This window comes from Streptomyces sp. NPDC052773 (assembly GCF_044547145.1).
In the GTDB taxonomy this organism is placed as follows: Bacteria; Actinomycetota; Actinomycetes; order Streptomycetales; family Streptomycetaceae; genus Streptomyces.
The window spans coordinates 13,269-33,254 of the sequence record NZ_JBITZX010000008.1 but is presented as its reverse complement, the minus strand read 5'-3'; the positions used below and the strand labels follow the sequence as shown (position 1 = coordinate 33,254).

The 19,986-nt window shown below is 72.6% G+C and carries 14 protein-coding genes; 7 read left to right on the top strand and 7 right to left on the bottom strand.

Translation table 11 applies throughout. The features are described 5' to 3' along the window. Nucleotides 1-84 precede the first annotated feature (84 nt). Nucleotides 85-1,002, top strand: a complete 918-nt coding sequence (locus tag ACIG0D_RS19110; RefSeq protein WP_399802057.1) for a rhomboid family intramembrane serine protease — start codon at nt 85-87, stop codon at nt 1,000-1,002. Between the two features lie 153 nt (nt 1,003-1,155). Here the strand turns inward: ACIG0D_RS19110 and ACIG0D_RS19105 are convergent, their stop codons facing one another. The 3 genes from ACIG0D_RS19105 to ACIG0D_RS19095 form a co-directional block, all read right to left on the bottom strand. After that, the gene (locus ACIG0D_RS19105) at nt 1,156-2,619 is read right to left on the bottom strand and encodes a glutamate synthase subunit beta (RefSeq protein WP_365758681.1); all 1,464 of its coding nucleotides are present in this window, start codon (nt 2,617-2,619) and stop codon (nt 1,156-1,158) included. Continuing rightward, the gene (gene gltB / locus ACIG0D_RS19100) at nt 2,612-7,204 is read right to left on the bottom strand and encodes a glutamate synthase large subunit (protein ID WP_399802726.1); all 4,593 of its coding nucleotides are present in this window, start codon (nt 7,202-7,204) and stop codon (nt 2,612-2,614) included. Before gltB ends, ACIG0D_RS19105 begins: the two co-directional genes overlap by 8 nt. A 399-nt stretch (nt 7,205-7,603) precedes the next feature. Next, nucleotides 7,604-8,335 carry a VIT1/CCC1 transporter family protein gene (locus tag ACIG0D_RS19095; protein WP_399802053.1) on the bottom strand — a complete coding sequence of 244 codons (732 nt, stop codon included), beginning with the start codon at nt 8,333-8,335 and terminating at the stop codon, nt 7,604-7,606. 263 nt (nt 8,336-8,598) lie between these two features. Between ACIG0D_RS19095 and ACIG0D_RS19090 the strand changes: the two genes are divergently transcribed. From ACIG0D_RS19090 to ACIG0D_RS19065, 6 genes are read left to right on the top strand one after another with little or no spacing between them, the layout of a single operon-like run. Beyond that, a complete protein-coding gene (locus ACIG0D_RS19090; protein WP_399802051.1) occupies nt 8,599-9,603 on the top strand; it encodes an ADP-ribosylglycohydrolase family protein in 1,005 nt (334 codons plus the stop codon). Next, a complete protein-coding gene (locus ACIG0D_RS19085; protein WP_399802049.1) occupies nt 9,600-11,105 on the top strand; it encodes an ADP-ribosylglycohydrolase family protein in 1,506 nt (501 codons plus the stop codon). The genes ACIG0D_RS19090 and ACIG0D_RS19085 overlap by 4 nt, the downstream gene beginning before the upstream one ends. Nucleotides 11,106-11,113: 8 nt before the next feature. Further along, a complete protein-coding gene (locus ACIG0D_RS19080) occupies nt 11,114-12,379 on the top strand; it encodes an ADP-ribosylglycohydrolase family protein (RefSeq protein WP_399802046.1) in 1,266 nt (421 codons plus the stop codon). Next, nucleotides 12,367-13,737 carry an ADP-ribosylglycohydrolase family protein gene (locus ACIG0D_RS19075; RefSeq protein WP_399802044.1) on the top strand — a complete coding sequence of 457 codons (1,371 nt, stop codon included), beginning with the start codon at nt 12,367-12,369 and terminating at the stop codon, nt 13,735-13,737. The genes ACIG0D_RS19080 and ACIG0D_RS19075 overlap by 13 nt, the downstream gene beginning before the upstream one ends. Beyond that, nucleotides 13,734-14,942 (top strand): CaiB/BaiF CoA transferase family protein, encoded by a 1,209-nt coding sequence (locus tag ACIG0D_RS19070; RefSeq protein ID WP_399802042.1) that lies wholly within the window; start codon nt 13,734-13,736, stop codon nt 14,940-14,942. The genes ACIG0D_RS19075 and ACIG0D_RS19070 overlap by 4 nt, the downstream gene beginning before the upstream one ends. Further along, nucleotides 14,939-15,763 (top strand): HpcH/HpaI aldolase/citrate lyase family protein, encoded by an 825-nt coding sequence (locus ACIG0D_RS19065; RefSeq protein WP_399802039.1) that lies wholly within the window; start codon nt 14,939-14,941, stop codon nt 15,761-15,763. Before ACIG0D_RS19070 ends, ACIG0D_RS19065 begins: the two co-directional genes overlap by 4 nt. Before the next feature lie 115 nt (nt 15,764-15,878). Here ACIG0D_RS19065 and lgt read toward each other — a convergent pair whose 3' ends face one another. From lgt to trpB, 4 genes are all read right to left on the bottom strand, one after another. After that, nucleotides 15,879-16,931 (bottom strand): prolipoprotein diacylglyceryl transferase, encoded by a 1,053-nt coding sequence (gene lgt / locus ACIG0D_RS19060; RefSeq protein ID WP_399802037.1) that lies wholly within the window; start codon nt 16,929-16,931, stop codon nt 15,879-15,881. 81 nt (nt 16,932-17,012) lie between these two features. Further along, nucleotides 17,013-17,789 (bottom strand): DsbA family protein, encoded by a 777-nt coding sequence (locus ACIG0D_RS19055; RefSeq protein WP_399802035.1) that lies wholly within the window; start codon nt 17,787-17,789, stop codon nt 17,013-17,015. 101 nt (nt 17,790-17,890) lie between these two features. Beyond that, nucleotides 17,891-18,706, bottom strand: a complete 816-nt coding sequence (gene trpA, locus ACIG0D_RS19050; RefSeq protein WP_399802033.1) for a tryptophan synthase subunit alpha — start codon at nt 18,704-18,706, stop codon at nt 17,891-17,893. Then, nucleotides 18,703-19,986: a tryptophan synthase subunit beta gene (trpB, locus tag ACIG0D_RS19045; RefSeq protein ID WP_365758704.1), complete on the bottom strand. Its 1,284-nt coding sequence runs from the start codon at nt 19,984-19,986 to the stop codon at nt 18,703-18,705. Before trpB ends, trpA begins: the two co-directional genes overlap by 4 nt.

Genomic DNA, 19,986 nt, shown 5'->3' with positions numbered 1-19,986 from the left:
CCGTCCCCTCACCGGTGTTCGTTATTTTGATCGCCGCCGTCCCCACCGGCTCACCGTCCGACCCCAGCCTCCCGAGGAGCCGGCGTGGAACCCGAGTCCACCGTCACGACCTGCTACCGCCACCCCAAGGTGGAGTGCCACGTCCGCTGTGTGCGCTGCGACCGTTACATCTGTCCCGACTGCATGCGCGAGGCCTCCGTCGGCCATCAGTGCCCGGAGTGCGTCAAGGAGGGCGCCCGCTCGGTGCGGCAGGCCCGCACGGTCGTCGGCGGCAGGGTCTCCGGCACGCCCGTGGTGACGTACACCCTGGTCGCGCTGAACGTCCTCGCCTATCTGCTCCAGCTGGCGTTGCCCGGGTTCCAGGAGCGGTTCGAGATGCTCGGCGCGCGGCTGGTGGGGCCGGACGGCGGCTACTACCACTACGAGGGCTCGTACTTCGGACACTTCCAGCCCGAAGGCGTCGTCGCCGGGGAGTGGGACCGGCTGATCACCAGCGGGTTCCTGCATCTGCTGCCCACCGAGGGCACGTTCGGCATCGCCCACATCGTGATGAACATGCTCGCGCTGTGGCACCTGGGCCGGGTCCTGGAGACCCAGCTCGGCCGGGTCCGCTACCTGGCCCTGTACCTGCTGGCGATCCTCGGCGGTTCGGTCGCCGAACTGCTCCTCGCCGAACCGTTCGCCGTCTTCGTCGGCGCCTCCGGCGGCCTGTTCGGGCTCGGCGCCGCCTACTACGTCATGGCCCGCCGTTTCGGCGGCGACATGGACACCGTCAACCGCGACACCGTCATGCTGCTCGTCTGGCTGCTGATCTCGGCGGGCTTCACCTCCTGGCAGGGCCACCTCGGCGGCCTGCTGGCGGGCGCCGCCGTCACCGCGGCGTACGCCTTCGTGCCGCGCGGCCCGCGCCGGTCCCTGATCCAGGCCGCCGCCTGCGCGGGTCTGCTGGCGCTGCTCCTGCTGCTGGCGTACGCCCGGGTCAGTCAGCTGCCGGGGCTGTGATCCCACGCCCGCACAGAGCGGGCGTCCCAAGCGGTCGCGTCCGGACAAAGCGGCGGCGCCTGCCCAATCGTCCGGTCGGGGACTGGGGGCAGGCGCCGTCTGTGTTCCGTACGCCGTTGTACGGGACGTATGTGGGCCCTCGCGGGCCGTATGTCAGACCGTCAGGGCACGGTCCGTCGGGCGGATCGGGGCCGGCAGGTCGCTGGCGCCGGTCAGGAACCGGTCCACGCCGCGGGCGGCGGAGCGGCCCTCGGCGATCGCCCACACGATGAGCGACTGACCGCGGCCCGCGTCACCGGCGACGAAGACACCCGGGACGTTGGTCTGGAAGTCGGCGTCGCGGGCGATGTTGCCGCGCTCGTCGAGCTCCAGGCCGAACTGCTCCACCAGACCGTTCTCACGGTCCGTGCCGGTGAAGCCCATGGCCAGCGTCACCAGCTGGGCGGGGATCTTGCGCTCCGTGCCCGGCTTCTGGGTCAGCTTCCCGTCGACGAACTCCACCTCGACCAGGTGCAGCCACTGTACGTTGCCGTCCTCGTCGCCCTCGAAGTGGGTGGTCGAGACGGAGTAGACCCGCTCGCCGCCCTCCTCGTGCGCGGAGGTGACCTTGTACAGCATCGGGAAGGTCGGCCACGGCTGGGAGACCGGGTTCCGCTCCTCGTTGGGGCGGGGCATGATCTCCAGCTGCGTCACCGAGGCCGCGCCCTGGCGGTGGGCGGTGCCGACGCAGTCCGCGCCGGTGTCGCCGCCACCGATGACCACGACGTGCTTGCCCTCGGCCGTGATCGGGGGCGCCACGAAGTCGCCCTCCTGCACCTTGTTGGCCAGCGGCAGGTACTCCATGGCCTGGTAGATGCCCTTGAGCTCACGGCCCGGCACCGGCAGGTCACGCGCGGTGGTGGCGCCGACGGCCAGGACGACCGCGTCGTACCGCTTCTTCAGGTCGGTCGCCTTGAGGTCGCGGCCGATCTCGATGCCGGTGCGGAAGCGGGTGCCCTCCGCGCGCATCTGCTCGATACGGCGGTTGATGTGCCGCTTCTCCATCTTGAACTCGGGGATGCCGTAGCGGAGGAGGCCTCCGATACGGTCCGCGCGCTCGTAGACGGCGACCGTGTGACCGGCCCGGGTGAGCTGCTGGGCGGCGGCCAGGCCGGCCGGGCCGGAGCCGACGACGGCGACGGTCTTGCCGGACAGGCGCTCGGGGATCTGCGGGGCGACGTCCCCGGTCTCCCACGCCTTGTCGATGATCGAGACCTCGACGTTCTTGATGGTGACCGGCGGCTGGTTGATGCCCAGCACACACGCCGACTCACACGGAGCGGGGCACAGGCGGCCCGTGAACTCCGGGAAGTTGTTCGTCGCGTGCAGCCGCTCCGAGGCCGCCTGCCAGTCCTCGCGGTAGGCGTAGTCGTTCCACTCGGGGATCAGGTTCCCCAGCGGACAGCCGTTGTGGCAGAACGGGATGCCGCAGTCCATGCACCGGCTGGCCTGCTTGCTGATGATCGGCAGCAGCGAGCCGGGGACGTAGACCTCGTTCCAGTCCTTGACGCGCTCCTCGACCGGGCGGGACTTGGCGACCTCGCGGCCGTGGTTCAGAAAGCCCTTCGGGTCAGCCATTGATCGCCGCCTCCATCATCTTCTCGGTGATCTCGGACTCGGAGAGACCGGCTCGCTCGGCGGCGTCCTTGGCGGCGAGCACTGCCTTGTACGTGCGGGGGATGATCTTGCTGAAGCGCTCGGCGGCGGCGTCCCAGTCCGCGAGCAGCTTCTCGGCGACGGTCGAGCCCGTCTCCTCGTGGTGGCGGCGCACCACGTCGTGCAGCCACTGCTTGTCGGCCTCGCCCAGCGCCTCGACGGAGTCCAGGTTGCCGACGTTGACGTTGTCGCGGTCCAGGTCGATGACGTAGGCGACACCGCCGGACATGCCGGCCGCGAAGTTGCGGCCCGTCTCGCCGAGGACGACCGCGTGACCGCCGGTCATGTACTCGCAGCCGTGGTCGCCCACGCCCTCGGAGACGACCAGCGCGCCGGAGTTGCGGACGCAGAAGCGCTCGCCGACCTTGCCGCGCAGGAACATCTCGCCGCTGGTGGCGCCGTAGCCGATGGTGTTGCCGGCGATGACGCTGTACTCGGCGAGGTGGTCGGCGCCGCGGTCCGGGCGGACGACGATCCGGCCGCCGGAGAGACCCTTGCCGACGTAGTCGTTGGCGTCGCCCTCCAGGCGCAGCGTGATGCCGCGCGGCACGAAGGCGCCGAAGGACTGGCCGGCCGAGCCGGTGAAGGTGATGTCGATGGTGTCGTCGGGCAGGCCCGCGCCGCCGAACTTCTTCGTCACCTCGTGGCCGAGCATGGTGCCGACCGTGCGGTTGATGTTGCGGATGGCGACCTGGGCGCGCACCGGCTGGGCCTCGCTGGCGTCGTTCGCGGCGAGCGCGTCCGCGGCCAGCTTGATCAGCTCGTTGTCGAGCGCCTTCTCCAGGCCGTGGTCCTGCGCGACCAGGGCGTGGCGGACCGCGCCCTCGGGCAGCTCGGGCACGTGGAACAGCGGCTCGAGGTCCAGGCCCTGCGCCTTCCAGTGGTTCACCGCGCGGGTGACGTCGAGGACCTCGGCGTGGCCGACGGCCTCCTCGATGGAGCGGAAGCCCAGCTCGGCGAGGAGCTCGCGGACCTCCTGCGCGATGTACTGGAAGAAGTTGACGACGTACTCGGCCTTGCCGGTGAACCGGTCCCGCAGGGTCGGGTTCTGGGTGGCGATGCCGACCGGGCAGGTGTCCAGGTGGCAGACGCGCATCATGACGCAGCCGGAGACGACGAGCGGCGCGGTCGCGAAACCGAACTCCTCGGCGCCGAGCAGCGCGGCGATGACGACGTCACGGCCGGTCTTCAGCTGGCCGTCGGTCTGCACGACGATGCGGTCGCGCAGGCCGTTGAGCAGCAGCGTCTGCTGGGTCTCGGCGAGGCCCAGCTCCCAGGGGCCGCCCGCGTGCTTCAGCGAGGTGAGCGGGGAGGCGCCGGTGCCGCCGTCGTGGCCGGAGATCAGCACGACGTCCGCGTGCGCCTTGGACACACCCGCCGCGACCGTGCCGACGCCGACCTCGGAGACCAGCTTGACGTGAATCCGCGCCTGAGGGTTCGCGTTCTTCAGGTCGTGGATCAGCTGGGCCAGGTCCTCGATGGAGTAGATGTCGTGGTGCGGCGGCGGGGAGATCAGGCCGACACCCGGTGTGGAGTGACGGGTCTTGGCCACCCACGGGTAGACCTTGTGGCCGGGCAGCTGGCCGCCCTCGCCGGGCTTGGCGCCCTGGGCCATCTTGATCTGGATGTCGTCGGCGTTGACCAGGTACTCGGAGGTGACACCGAAGCGGCCGGAGGCCACCTGCTTGATGCTGGACCGGCGCGCCGGGTCGTACAGGCGCTCCGGGTCCTCGCCGCCCTCACCGGTGTTGGACTTGCCGCCCAGCTGGTTCATGGCGATGGCGAGGGTCTCGTGCGCCTCCTTGGAGATGGAGCCGTACGACATCGCGCCGGTCGAGAACCGCTTGACGATCTCGGAGACCGGCTCGACCTCCTCGATCGGGATCGGCCCCCGGTCCGACTTGAAGCCGAACAGGCCGCGCAGCGTCATCAGGCGCTCGGACTGCTCGTTCACGCGCTCGGTGTACTTCTTGAAGATGTCGTAGCGGCCGGTGCGCGTGGAGTGCTGGAGGCGGAAGACCGTCTCCGGGTCGAACAGGTGCGGCTCGCCCTCGCGGCGCCACTGGTACTCGCCGCCGATCTCCAGCGCGCGGTGCGCGGGAGCGATGCCGGAGGCCGGGTAGGCCTTGGCGTGGCGGGCGGCGACCTCCTGGGCGATGACGTCGATGCCGACGCCGCCGATCTTGGTGGCGGTGCCGTTGAAGTACTTCTCGACGAAGTTCTCGTCGAGGCCGACGGCCTCGAAGACCTGGGCGCCGCGGTAGGAGGCGACGGTCGAGATGCCCATCTTGGACATGACCTTCAGCACGCCCTTGCCGAGCGCCTTGATCAGGTTCTTGATGGCCTGCTCGGGCTCCAGGCCGTTGATGAAGGTGCCCGCGCGCAGCAGGTCCTCGACCGACTCCATGGCCAGGTACGGGTTGACCGCGGCGGCGCCGTAGCCGATGAGCAGGGCGACGTGGTGGACCTCGCGGACGTCGCCGGCCTCGACCAGCAGGCCCACCTGGGTGCGCTGCTTGGTGCGGATGAGGTGGTGGTGGACGGCCGCGGTGAGCAGCAGCGACGGGATCGGCGCGTGCTCGGCGTCGGAGTGGCGGTCCGACAGGACGATCAGGCGGGCGCCGTTCTCGATGGCGGCGTCGGCCTCGGCGCAGATCTCCTCGATCCGCGCGGCCAGCGCCTCGCCGCCGCCGTGCACCCGGTACAGGCCGGACAGGGTCGCGGCCTTGAAGCCGGGCATGTCGCCGTCGGCGTTGATGTGGATGAGCTTGGCCAGCTCGTCGTTGTCGATGACCGGGAAGGGCAGGACGACGGAACGGCAGGAGGCCGCGGTCGGCTCCAGCAGGTTGCCCTGCGGGCCCAGCGAGGAGCGCAGCGAGGTGACCAGTTCCTCGCGGATCGCATCCAGCGGCGGGTTGGTGACCTGCGCGAAGAGCTGGGTGAAGTAGTCGAAGAGCAGCCGGGGGCGCTCGGAGAGGGCGGCGATCGGCGAGTCGGTGCCCATCGAACCGATCGGCTCGGCGCCGGTCTTGGCCATGGGGGCCAGGATGACGCGCAGCTCCTCCTCGGTGTAGCCGAAGGTCTGCTGGCGGCGGGTGACCGAGGCGTGGGTGTGCACGATGTGCTCACGCTCGGGCAGGTCGCTCAGCTCGATCTCGCCGGCCTCGAGCCACTCGGCGTACGGCTTCTCCGCCGCGAGCTGGGCCTTGATCTCGTCGTCCTCGATGATGCGGTGCTCGGCGGTGTCGACGAGGAACATCTTGCCGGGCTGGAGGCGGCCCTTGCGGACGACCTTGGCCGGGTCGATGTCGAGGACGCCGACCTCGGAGCCGAGGACGACGAGGCCGTCGTCGGTGACCCAGTAGCGGCCGGGGCGCAGGCCGTTGCGGTCGAGCACGGCGCCGACCTGGGTGCCGTCGGTGAAACAGACGCAGGCGGGGCCGTCCCAGGGCTCCATCATCGTGGAGTGGTACTGGTAGAAGGCGCGCCGGGCCGGGTCCATGGAGTCGTGGTTCTCCCACGCCTCCGGGATCATCATCAGCACGGAGTGCGGCAGCGAACGGCCGCCGAGGTGCAGGAGTTCGAGGACCTCGTCGAAGGACGCGGAGTCGGAGGCGTCCGGGGTGCACACCGGGAAGACGCGGTCGAGGTCCTTGTCGCCGAACAGGTCGGAGACCAGCTGGGACTCGCGGGCGACCATCCAGTTGCGGTTGCCCTTGACGGTGTTGATCTCACCGTTGTGCGCGACGAACCGGTAGGGGTGCGCGAGCGGCCACGACGGGAAGGTGTTCGTGGAGAACCGGGAGTGCACGAGCGCGATCGCGGAGGCGAAGCGGCGGTCGGACAGGTCCGGGAAGAAGGGCTCCAGCTGACCGGTGGTCAGCATGCCCTTGTAGACGATGGTCCGCGCGGACAGCGACGGGAAGTAGACGCCGGCCTCGCGCTCGGCGCGCTTGCGCAGCACGAACGCCTTGCGGTCGAGGTCGATGTCCTTCGACTGCCCGTCGGCGACGAAGAGCTGGCGGAAGACCGGCATGGTCGAGCGGGCGGTGGCGCCGAGCAGGTCGGGGGCGACCGGGACCTCGCGCCAGCCGAGGACCGTCAGGCCCTCCTCACCGGCGATCGTCTCGATGTGTGAGACGGCGTCGGTGGTGCCGTCCTCCGGCAGGAAGGCGATGCCGACAGCGTAGGCACCGGCCTCGGGGAGCTGGAATTCGGCCACCTCGCGGAAGAAGGCGTCCGGAACCTGGGAGAGGATGCCCGCGCCGTCACCGGAGTCCGGCTCGGAGCCGGTGGCACCGCGGTGTTCGAGGTTGCGCAGGACCGTGAGGGCCTGCTCGACCAGGGTGTGGGACGCCTCGCCGGTGAGGGTGGCGACGAAGCCGACGCCGCAGGCGTCGTGCTCGTTGCGGGGGTCGTACATACCCTGCGCAGCAGGGCGAGCATCCATGAACGACCAGTTCTGGCCATTCGCGGAGTGCTGGGACGGCTGGCGCGGCGTACGCATCGGCTCTCCCGTCGTCGTCATGTGGCTGGTGGTACCTCCAGGCCCGAAGGGCGCTGGGGGAGCTGCCGAGGGACGACGTTGGCCCTCTGCGAGATCTGCGATGAGATCAAAATTTCGTGCAGGTTACATGATGGAGCGGTTCTCGGGAACCGGATACTCCGTTCCAGCATGCGGACGCCGCGGTCGCGGCGGGTGCCGCTTCGGCGGCGGAAGCAAAGGGGACCGATGCGGACAGATCGATGTCCGGCGGCCCGGGCGGGAGGAGCAGCGTCGCTCGCCCCGCGGACGCGCCGCAGGCCTCATTGCCCACAGCGCTTACGGCTCATGCCCACTGGTCATGCAGTCGAAACCAGCGAGTAACGGCTACTTATGCGGCCCATCGCATAAGTTCCAGCCGCGTCATCCTACGGCCACACCGAACGCCATGCCCAGGGCGTACGTCACACCGGCCGCGGCACCACCCAGGGCAAGCTGGCGCAAACCGCTGAACCACCAGCTCCGCGCGGTCACCTTGGCCACCACCGCGCCGCACAGGAAGAGCCCGAGCAGCGCCAGCAGCACGGCCGGCCACAGGGCGCTCGCCCCGAGCAGATACGGCAGTACGGGCAGCAGGGCGCCCAGCGCGAACGAGCCGAAGCTCGACACCGCGGCGACCAGCGGCGACGGCAGGTCGGCGGGGTCGATGCCCAGCTCCTCGCGGGCGTGGATCTCCAGCGCCTGCTCGGGGTCGCGGGACAGCTGCCGCGCCACGTCCCGCGCGAGGTCGGGATCGACACCGCGCGACACGTACAGCGCGGCCAGCTCCGCCTCCTCGTCCTGGGGGTGGCGGCGCAGCTCCCGCCGCTCCACGTCCAGCTCGGCCTCGACCAGCTCGCGCTGGGAGGCCACGGAGGTGTACTCGCCGGCGGCCATCGAGAAGGCGCCCGCGGCGAGGCCCGCGAGCCCGCTCAGCACGACCGCGTGCTGGCTCGCGCTGCCGCCCGCGACACCGGTCATCAGGGCGAGGTTGGAGACCAGTCCGTCCATCGCGCCGAAGACCGCCGGGCGCAGCCAGCCGCCGTTCACATCCCGGTGCGTGTGGTTGTCCCGGTGCGCCTCGTGCAGCGTCGCCTCGGTCTCGATGATGGCCATGACGGTCCCCCAGAAAAAGCTTCTTTGGACAGCTTCTACTTTTCGACAACACTCAGACTACGCCGCGACATTCCTCCCCGCCAGCAAGGAAAGGCTGGGCTAACCTGCGGTTTTACCCTTTCTCGCTCATCCGGGCGCCGTCATGCACATATGTCGACCGGGTGACGCTGAGGCCGCTGAGGCTGCGCGGCGCGCCGCGCCGGGGGACAGTTCCGCAAAGGGCTCGCGCCGTCCTGCGGCGCCCCCCGAGAGGAGAGGCCCGCATGGCATCGACCGCCTGCATTCCCTCGGCCCCGGCGCCCGGCGACGCCGCCGCACTGCGCGAACGGGCACGCGGCACGCTGCTCGGTCTGGCCGTCGGGGACGCGCTGGGAGCCCCCGCCGAGAACATGAAGCCGTCCGAGATCCGCGCCCGCTGGGGCCGTATCACGGGCTACGTCACCGACACCCCGGCCGGCACGGACGACACCGAGTACGCGATCTTCTCGGGCCTCCTCCTGGCCCGGCACGGCTCCGCGCTCACCCCGGCCCATGTCGAGGCCGCCTGGCACGAGTGGATCGCCGACCGCGCGGAGGGCCCCTTCCGGGGCGCGGGCTTCAGCGAGCGCGGCACCCTGGAGAACCTGCGCCGCGGCCTCGCCGCCCCCATCTCCGCCCAGCACCGGCACGCCTGGAGCGACGGCCTCGCCATGCGGGCGGCACCCTTCGGCGTCTTCGCCGCGGGCCGCCCCGCGGAGGCCGCCCGCCTCGTCGCGATCGACGGCTCGGTCAGCCACGACGGCGAGGGCATCTACGGCGGCCAGGCGGTCGCGGCGGGCGTCGCCGCGGCCATGGCGGGCGCCTCACCCATCGCGGTCGTCGCCTCCGCTCTCGCCGTCGTCCCGGACGACTCCTGGACGGCCCGCTCCCTGCGCCGCGCGGTGACCGTCGCCCACCGGGGCGAGCGCGCGGTCCGCTCCGCCGTCGTCATCGGCGGCTACCCGTGGACCGACCTCGCCCCCGAGGCGGTCGCCCTGGCCTTCGGCGCGTACGCCGCCGCCGACGGCGACTTCAAGGAGGCGGTCCTGACCGCCGTCAACATGGGCCGCGACGCCGACACCACGGCCGCGGTCGCCGGCGCCCTGGCCGGCGCGACCCAGGGCGCGTCCGCCATCCCCGCCGACTGGGCCTCGGCCATCGGCCCCGCCCGAGGCACCTGCCTGCCCTCGATGGCCGGCCACCATGTCCTGGACGTGGCGGACCTGCTGACCAGGAAGGCCACATCATGACCCCACCCCCGTCCCCCTGGGACACCGCCGCCCCCACAACCACAGCCTTGGACCCACCCGCGGCCCCCGAAGATGCCTCGCCGGAACCACCAGCCGACGGCGAGCACCCCCTACAGGCACCACCCACCCCCAACCCGCCGGCCGCCGACGGCGAGAACGCCCCACAGGGGCCACCCGCACCCGACGACCGAGAGGAACCCCCGACACCCCCACCCACCCCCAACCCGCCGGCCGCCGACGGCGAGGAACACCCACTGGGGCCACCCGCACCCGACAACGATGGAGAAACGGGTGGTGCCGGCGGGAACGACACCCCGGCCGAAGGCGAAGCCGAGGCCGAACGACACCGCCCCCACACCCGCACCCACACGCGCCCCCGCCCCCGCACCCAAACCCGAATCGAAGGCCTCCTCCTCGGCCTCGCCGCAGGCGACGCCGCCGGCTGGCCCGCAGCCCGCCACCGCGCCGCCCGCATGCCCGACTGGACCCGCCGCCTCACCCGCGAACTGGACACCTTCGCCGAGCACAACGCCACCACCACCCTCCCCGTCCCCATCGCCCTGAACCAGCCCCCGGAACCCCTCCGCCTCGGCCCCTCCGACGACGCCGAGTGGGCGGTGTTCGCCGCGGAAGCGGTCCTGCGGGCCGGCGACGACACCGCCCTCGGCGACCTCAGCCGGGACCGCCGCATGCGCGCCGCGATCGACCTCACCTGGAACGCCGTGGCGAGCGAGGTCGCGGCGGCAGCCGAACGCGCCCCCGAGATCGAGTCCGCCGTCCTCCCCCTGCGCGCCCGCATCTCCGTCCGCGCGGGCCTCGGCAACCTCGCCGCGGGCCTGCGCCCACCCGCCACCGGCCACGACAACCCGCACTACTTCGACGACGCGGCCTGCGTCCGCGCCTGCGTCCTCGCGGTCGCCCACCCCGGCGACCCGAAGGCCGCCGCCGACCTCGCCGAGTTCGACGCCCGCTACACCCAGGACGGCGACGGCGTGCACGGCGCCCGCGCGATGGCCGCCGCGGTGGCGCTCGCCCTGTCCGGCGCCGACCCGGACGCCTGTGCGGCGGCGGCCCTCGCCGAGCTGCCGGAGGAGACGGAGATCGGCCGCAACGCCCGCCACGCCCTGCGCCTGGCGGCGGACGCGGACAGCGCCTTCGCCCTGATCCCCCTCCTCGAGCACCAGATCGTCGACCACGTCTACAGCTACGGCATCGCCGCCGCCGAAACCGTCCCCGTGGCCCTCGCGCTCGCCGTCGCCGCCCACGGCCGGATCGCCGAGGCGATCCCGGCGGCGGCCTGCCTCTCCCGGGTCGCCGACTCGGCCCCGGCCCTCGCGGGCGCCCTCACCGGCGCGCTGGGCGGCGGCGCGGCCGTCCCCGCGTCCTGGCGGGACGCCTGCCGCACCCTCCCCGGCTGCGTGCTCCCCCGCCTCACCGGGACCGACCTGGTGGAACTCGCCGAGCTCCTGGAAGCCACACAACCGACCCCACCAGGAGGATGATTCGGGGCATGAGCCCCAAAGAAGAACAAAACCGGGGAGAAAAGATCCGCGGAGACCAAATCCACGGAGAACGACCCCGACAAGAACGAGACCGAGGAGCCCACAGCCCAGGGAGAGAAACCCGCGCCGAGTCCCTGGCCGACCGGATCACCGGCGCCCTGGTCGGCGCCGCCGTCGGCGACGCCCTCGGCGGCCCCGTGGAGGGCTACTCCCCCGACCAGATCCTCGAACGCCACGGCGGCCGTGTCCACGGCATCGTCGGCCCCTGGAACGGCGACGCCTGGCGCACCGCCCGCCCCATCGCCCCGTACCACAAGGGCGACGGCCACGTCACCGACGACACCCTCATGACCCACGCCCTGGTCCGGGTCTACGCCCGCGTCCGCGACCACCTGGACGCCTACGCGATCGCCGACCACCTGGTCCCGGATCTGATGACGACCCCGCGCTGGATCCCCGAACTCGAGGCGGAGGCACTGCCGTTGCACCGCGTCTTCCTCGCGGAGAAGTGGCTCGTGGCCCGCATCCACTACGGCCATGTCGACCCCCGCGAGGCCGGCACCGGAAACATCGTCAACTGCGGGGCGGCGATGTACATGGCCCCGGTCGGCCTGGTCAACGCGGCCCACCCGGCGGGCGCGTACGCCGAGGCGCTGGACATCGCGGGCGCCCACCAGTCGTCGTACGGCAGGGAGGCGGCCGGAGTGTTCGCGGCGGCGGTGGCCGCGGCGTGCGCCCCCGGCGCGACCCCGGACTCGGTGGTGGACGCCTGCCTGTCCCTGGCGAAGGACGGCACCCGCGCGGCGATCGAGCGGGTCTGTGAAACGGCCGCCCGCCACCGCGACTTCGAGTCGGCGCTGGGCCCGTTGCGCGAGGCGGTCGCCCCGTACGACACGGTCGGCCCCGACTACCGCGCCCCCTCGCTGGGCGCCCGCCGCCCCTCCCGGCTGCACGCGATCGAGGAACTGCCGGTCGCGCTCGGCATGTTGCTGGTCTCGGGCGGCGACTACCGGCACGCGGTGCTCGGCTCGGTCAACTACGGCCGCGACTGCGACTCCATCGCCACCATGGCCGGCGCGCTGGCCGGCGCCCTCGGCTCGCCGGTCCCGGAGGACTGGGCGAAGACCGTCGCGGAGGCCAGCCGCCTCGACCTCGACGAACCGGCCCGCGTCCTCACCGAGGTGGCCCGGGAGATCTTCGCCCGTGACGTACGGCGCCGCCGCGCCCACGAGGAGGCGTTCGCCGCGCTGGGAGGCACCGGATGCTCCGACTGACCTGGGTCCAGCCCGAGGACCTGCTCGGCCACGAACTCATCCAGGCCGCCCAGGACGGCCGTGAACCGTCGGCGATCGCCGAGCGCTGGAAGGCGGCCGGAGGCTGCGAGGCCCCCGCCCGCGCCGGTGCCTCCCCGCAGCCGTGCTCCCGCTATCTGCGGCTGCTCGCCGAGGACCTGCTCGACGAACTCGCCGACCTGCCCAGCTCCCTGGCGGACCGGGAACCGACGGACCTGGACCGGATCGTCGCCCTGTGCCCCGACTGGCCGTCCGCCCCGGCCGCCCCCGCTCCCCCGCCGGACCTCCTCCCCCGCCTGCACGCCGCCTGGCTCGGCCGGGCCGTGGGCTGCCTGCTCGGCAAGCCCGTGGAGAAAGTGCCCCTCGACGGCATCCGCCAGCTGGCCCGCGCCACCGGCAACTGGCCGCTCACCACGTACTTCACCGCCCGCGGCCTGCCCGCCGACCTCGCCGCCAGATACCCCTGGAACCGCCGCTCGGCCGCCACCTCCCTCGCCGAGAACATCGACGGCATGCCCGAGGACGACGACCTCAACTACCCCCTGCTCAACCTGCTCCTGCTGCGCCGCCACGGCCGGGACTTCACCACCGACGACGTCGCCGCCCTCTGGCTCGACGAACTCCCCGCGGGCCGGACCTTCACCGCCGAACGCGTCGCCTACCGCAACCTGCTGTGCGGTCTGGAACCTCCGCGCACGGCCCGTCACCGCAACCCGTTCCGCGAGTGGATCGGCGCCCTGATCCGCGCGGACGCGCACGGCTGGACCAACCCCGGCGACCCGGCCCGCGCCGCCGCCCAGGCCCACCGCGACGCCACCCTCACCCACACCGCCAACGGCGTCTACGCGGCCATGTTCACCGCCGCCGTCCTCGCCCGCGCCGCCACCGGGACCCACGACGTCCACGACTGCCTGCGCACCGGCCTCACCGTGGTCCCGCCCGGCTCCCGGCTGGCCCGGGCGGTCCGGCACGCCATCGAACTCGCCACCCTGCACGAGGACTTCGACACGGTCGTGGACGAACTCCACGCCACCCACGCCGCCGGCCACCACTGGGTGCACGCCGTCCCCAACACCGCTCTGATCGCCGCCGCGCTCACCCACGCCGACGGCGACTTCACCGGCTCGATCTGCCGCGCGGTCTCCGGCGGCTGGGACACCGACTCATCCGGCGCCACGGCCGGCAGCGTCGCCGGTCTCCTCGCCGGTTCCCCGGACGCCCTGCCCGAGCGCTGGACGGCCCCGCTGAAGAACCGCCTGGCCACCTCCCTCACCGGTTTCGACGGCACCGGCTTCGACATCCTGGCCCAGCTCACCCTCCAGGAGGCGATGCGCCCATGACCCAGGCTCCGCCTCCCCCGGCGCCCCCGCTGACCGGGCTGCGCGTCCTCGACATCGCCACCCTGTTCGCCGGCCCGCTCGCCGCCACCCTGCTCGGCGACTTCGGCGCGGACGTGATCAAGGTCGAGCACCCGCTGCGGCCCGACCCGTCCCGTGGCCACGGCCCGTCGAAGGACGGCGTGGGCCTGTGGTGGAAGATGCTCGGCCGCAACAAGCGCACGATCACCCTCGATCTGTCCACGCCCGGCGGCCGCACCACCCTCCTGCGGCTCGCCGCCGGCGCCGACGTGATCATCGAGAACTTCCGCCCCGGCACCCTGGAGAAATGGGACCTCGGCTGGCCGGAATTGTCCGCCGCCAACCCCCGCCTGGTGCTGGCCCGGGTCACCGGCTTCGGCCAGTTCGGCCCGTACGCCCGCCGCCCCGGCTTCGGCACCCTCGCCGAGGCGATGAGCGGCTTCGCCGCGATCACCGGCGAGCCGGACGCGCCCCCGACGCTGCCGCCGTTCGGCCTCGCCGACTCGATCGCCGGGCTCGCGACGGCGTACGCCGTGCTGACCGCGCTCGCCGCCCGCGACCGCACCGGCGAGGGCCAGGTCGTCGACATGGCGCTCATCGAGCCCATCCTGACGGTCCTCGGCCCGCACCCCCTCTGGTACGACCAGCTGGGCCACGTGCAGCCCCGCACCGGCAACCGCTCCCAGAACAACGCCCCGCGCAACACCTACCGCACCGCCGACGGCACCTGGGTCGCCGTCTCCACCTCCGCCAACTCGATCGCCGAACGCGTGATGCACCTGGTCGGCCGCCCGGACCTGATCGAGGAACCCTGGTTCGCCACCGGCGCCGACCGCGCCCGGCACAGCGACGTCCTGGACGAGGCGGTCGGCTCCTGGATCGCCCGGCACACCCGCGCCGAGGTCCTGGAGGCCTTCGAGAAGGCGGAGGCCGCGGTCGCCCCCATCCAGGACGTACGGGACGTGATGACCGACCCGCAGTACGCGGCCCTCGACACCATCACCACCGTCGACGACCCCGAACTCGGCCCGCTGCGCATGCAGAACGTGCTCTTCCGGCTCTCCGCGACCCCCGGCGCGATCCGCTGGGCCGGCCGCCCGCACGGCGCGGACACCGAGACGGTCCTCACCGAGGCGGGCCTCACCCCGGACGAGCTGGCCGCGCTGCGCCAGGAGGGCGCGCTGTGATCCCGCTGACCTGGCTCTACGTCCCCGGCGACCGACCGGCGACGGTCGCCAAGGCCCTCACCTGCGGCGCGGACGTGGTGATCGTCGACCTGGAGGACGCGGTCGCCCCGGACCGCAAGGAGTACGCCCGCGCGGCCACCGCCGACCTCCTCGCCGAGCAGCAGCCGGTCCCGGTGCACGTCCGCGTCAACGCGCTCGACGGCCCGCTCGCGGCGGCCGACCTGCGCGCGCTGGCCGGTCTGCCGGGGGTGTCCGGACTGCGCCTGCCGAAGGTGACCGCGCCGGAGCAGATCGTGCGGACCGCCGAGCACACGGCACCCGCCGAGGGCGGCGCCCCCGCCCTGTACGCCCTGCTCGAATCGGCCCTCGCCATCGAACGCGCCCACGCGATCGCCGCCGCCCACCCGGCCCTGCGCGGTATCGCCCTGGGCGAGGCCGACCTCCGGGCCGACCTGGGGATGCGGGGCGACGCGGGCCTCGACTGGCCGCGCTCGCGCGTGATCGTCGCCGCCCGCGCGGCGGGGCTGCCGCCCCCGGCCCAGTCCGTCCACCCCGACATCCGGGACCTGGACGGCCTGGCCGCCTCCTGCGCCCACGGCCGCGCCCTGGGCTTCCTGGGCCGCGCGGCCCTCCACCCCCGCCAGCTCCCGGTGATCGAACGGGCCTACCTCCCCACCCGCCAGGAGCTGGAACACGCGGAGGCGGTGGTGAAGGCGGCGGCCCGGGAGGCCGGGGCGCAGGCCCTGGAGGACGGCACCTTCGTCGACGCGGCGGTGGTGGCGGCGGCCCAGCGGATCCTGACCCTGGGCAACCGCCGCTGACCCGGCCGAGGGCCCGCTGAGCGAGGGGCCGCTGAGCGGGGGGACTGACACGGCGAGGGCGCCCGGAAGACCTCCGGGCGCCCTCGCCGCCGTATGCGTGACCGCCGTACCGCCGTCAGGACTTCTTGGCCGACCCGGCCCCGTCCCCGGCCTTCTCGCCGACCGCGTCACCAGCCTCGCCGTCGGCCTTGTCCCGGACCTCGGCGCCGGCCTTCTTCTCGGCCTCGCCGTCAGCCTCGCCCCGGTCCTTGCCCTCGCCCTCGCCCTTGTCCTGGTCCGACACCGCGTCCGCCGCCTCTTCCCCGGACCCGGCCTCGTCACCGGCGGAGTCCGACGCAGCGGAGCCGTCGGAGGCACCCGGCTCCACGACCTCCTCGCGGCCCGGCCGCTTCTTCGCCGACACCACGAGGTAGACCACGGCGAGCAGGAAGACGAGCAGCGCGGTCCAGTTGTTCAGCCGCAGGCCCAGGATCTCGTGGGCGTCGTCGACGCGCATGTACTCGATCCAGAACCGGCCCGCGCAGTAGGCGGCGACGTACAGCGCGAAGGCCCGGCCATGGCCCAGCTTGAAGCGCCGGTCGGCCCAGATCACCAGCAGGGCCACACCCACGCACCACAGCGACTCGTACAGGAACGTCGGGTGGTAGTACCCGGGCATCCGGCCGTCCGCGGTGGACGTGATGTGCAGCGCCCACGGCAGGTCGGTCTCCCGCCCGTACAGCTCCTGGTTGAACCAGTTGCCCCAGCGGCCGATCGCCTGGGCGAAGGCGATGCCGGGGGCGATGGCGTCGGCGTAGGCGGGCAGCGGGATGCCGCGGCGGCGGCAGCCGATCCACGCGCCCAGCGCGCCGAGCGCGATCGCGCCCCAGATGCCGAGACCGCCCTCCCAGATCTTGAAGGCGTCCACCCAGTCACGGCCCTCGCTGAAGTACAGCTGGTAGTCCGTGATCACGTGGTACAGCCGGCCGCCGATCAGGCCGAACGGCACCGCCCAGACAGCGATGTCGGCGACCGTGCCGGCCCTCCCGCCGCGGGCGATCCATCGCTTGTTGCCGAGCCAGACGGCAACGAAGACACCGATGATGATGCAGAACGCGTAGCCGCGCAGCGGAATGGGCCCGAGGTACAGCACCCCGCGCGACGGGCTGGGAATGTAGGCAAGTTCCATGGCAAGGTCGACGCTACCGTGCCGGACCGGCCCGGCGGCGGGCAGCCCGGCTACGGGTCCATAACGGGCCGTCGCCCCCTGTCATCCCTTCGCCGCCTCCTGCACCTGCTGCTTGAGCTTGGCCGGGGTCATCGTCTGGTCCTGATAGATGTTCTTGCCGTCGAGCAGGACGGTCGGCGTGCCGGTGAAGCCGCCGTTGCCGAAGGCCTGGGCGGACTTGTCGACCCAGCCGTTGTGCGTGCCGTCCTCGACGCATTTGCGGAAGGCGGGCGTGTCGAGGCCGCGGACCTTGCCCGCCAGCTCGATCAGCTTGCCGTTCCCGGCGAACGCGTCGTCGGTCTCCGGGGGCTGGTTGTCGAACAGCACGTCGTGGTACTCGACGAACTTCCCGGCGTCCTGGGCGCAGGCGGCGGCGTTGGCCGCGTTGCGCGAGCCGCTGCCGCCCATGTTGCCGTCGATGATGGTGGCCAGGCGGTACTCCACTCTGAGCTGGCCGGCGGCGGTCAGCTCGTGGATCGTCGAGCGGTAGTTGGTCTCGAACGACTTGCAGGCCGGGCAGCGGAAGTCCTCCCAGACGGTGAGCGTCGACTTGGCGCCGCTCTCACCGACCGGGATGACCAGGTCGTCCTCGCCGTTGGCGCCCGAGGGTGCCACGACCGGGCCCGCGCTGTCGCCGCCGTCGTCCTTGCCCGCGTTGGCGGCGACCACGCCGATCACCGCCGCGAGGGCCAGGACGCAGACGACGCTCGCTCCCACGATCAGCGTCCGCCGCCGCTTCTCCGCCGCTTTCTGCTTCTCGCGCTCCGCCGCCAGCCGTTCCCGGGCGGTGCGCTTTCCGTCACGGTTCTTCTCGCTCACACCCCGCAGAACGAACCGGGGAGGCGCAGCGCGCCTCCCCGGCTCCAGGTCCACCCGTTCGAGCGACCCGTATGACGATCGGGTCCGTCACTCCCCGTCCGCTACGCCCGTCCCCGTACGCCCTCGGCCAGTTCACCGGCGAGGGCGCGGACGGCCTCGACGCCGGCGGCGTGGTCGGGGGCGTCCAGCATCCGCTTGACGAAGGCGGAGCCGACGATGACGCCGTCGGCGAAGCCGGCGACCTCGGCGGCCTGGGCCGCGTTGGACACGCCGAGGCCGACGCAGACCGGCAGTTGGGTGGTGGCGCGGGTGCGCTCGACCAGGGTCTGCGCCTGCTCGCCGACCGACTCGCGGGTGCCGGTGACACCCATCAGGGAGGCGGCGTAGACGAAGCCGCTGCCCGCCGCGGTGATCTCGGCGAGCCGCTCGTCCTTGCTGCTGGGCGCCACCACGAACACGGTCGCGAGGCCGTGCTTCTCGGCGTGCTCCCGCCACAGCGCGGACTCCTGCACGGGCAGGTCGGGCAGGATGCAGCCCGCGCCGCCCGCCTCGGCCAGCTCCGCGGTGAACCGCTCGACGCCGTAGCGGTCGATGGGGTTCCAGTAGGTCATGACGAGGACCGGCTTGCCGGTGGCGGCGAACACCTCGCGGACCGTGCGCATGACGTCGGCGATCCGCACGCCGCCGCGCAGGGCGATGTCGTCGGCGGTCTGGATGACCGGGCCGTCGAGGACGGGGTCGCTGTGCGGCAGACCGACCTCGACGACGTCCGCGCCGCCGTCCAGGACGGCCTTGATCGCCTCGATGCCGCCGTCGACGGTCGGGAAACCGGCCGGGAGGTAGGCGATGAGGGCGGCGCGGCCCTCGGCCTTCGCCGTGGCGAGGGTGCCGGTCAGCAGCTCGATGTTCCCGCTCACTTGGCGTCCCCCTCGATCTCGGCGGTGCCGGAGGCGTCCTCGGCGACCTCGGCGTCGGTGTCGTACAGGCCGAAGTAGCGTGCGGCGGTGTCCATGTCCTTGTCGCCGCGGCCGGACAGGTTGACCACGATCAGCCCGTCCTCGCCCAGTTCCCGGCCGACCTCGAGGGCGCCGGCCAGGGCGTGGGCGCTTTCGATGGCGGGGATGATGCCCTCGGTGCGGGACAGCAGGCGCAGCGCCTGCATGGCCGCGTCGTCGGTGACCGCGCGGTACTCGGCGCGGCCGGTGTCCTTCAGGTAGGAGTGCTCGGGGCCGATGCCCGGGTAGTCCAGACCGGCCGAGATGGAGTACGGCTCGGTGATCTGGCCCTCGTCGTCCTGGAGGACGTACGACCGGGAGCCGTGCAGGATGCCGGGCTCGCCCGCGGTCAGGGTGGCCGCGTGCTCGCCGGTCTCGACGCCATGCCCGGCGGGCTCGCAGCCGATGAGGCGGACGGACTCGTCGGGGATGAAGGCGTGGAACAGGCCGATGGCGTTGGAGCCGCCGCCGACGCAGGCGATGGCCGCGTCGGGCAGGCGTCCGGCGCGCTCCAGGAGCTGGCGGCGGGCCTCGACGCCGATGACCCGGTGGAAGTCGCGGACCATGGCCGGGAAGGGGTGGGGGCCCGCGACCGTGCCGAACAGGTAGTGGGTGTGGTCGACGTTGGCGACCCAGTCGCGGAACGCCTCGTTGATGGCGTCCTTCAGGGTGCGGCTGCCCGACTTCACGGCGATGACCTCGGCGCCGAGCATGCGCATGCGGGCCACGTTGAGGGCCTGCCGCCGGGTGTCGATCTCGCCCATGTAGATGGTGCAGTCGAGGCCGAACAGGGCGCAGGCGGTGGCCGTGGCGACGCCGTGCTGGCCGGCGCCGGTCTCGGCGATGACGCGGGTCTTGCCCATGCGCTTGGTGAGCAGGGCCTGGCCGAGCACATTGTTGATCTTGTGGGAGCCGGTGTGGTTCAGGTCCTCGCGCTTGAGGAAGATCCGGGCGCCGCCGGCTTCCGCGGCGAAGCGGGGGACCTCGGTGAGCGCCGAGGGGCGGCCCGTGTAGTTGACGAGCAGGTCGTCCAGCTCGCGGGCGAACTCGGGGTCGTTCTTGGCCTTCTCGAACTCGACGGCGACCTCGTCGACGGCGGCGACGAGGGCCTCCGGGATGAACTTGCCGCCGAACGCGCCGAAGTAGCCCGCCGGGTTGGGGACCTGACCCTCCGGGTCGGGGATGAAGAAGTTGCTGGGCAT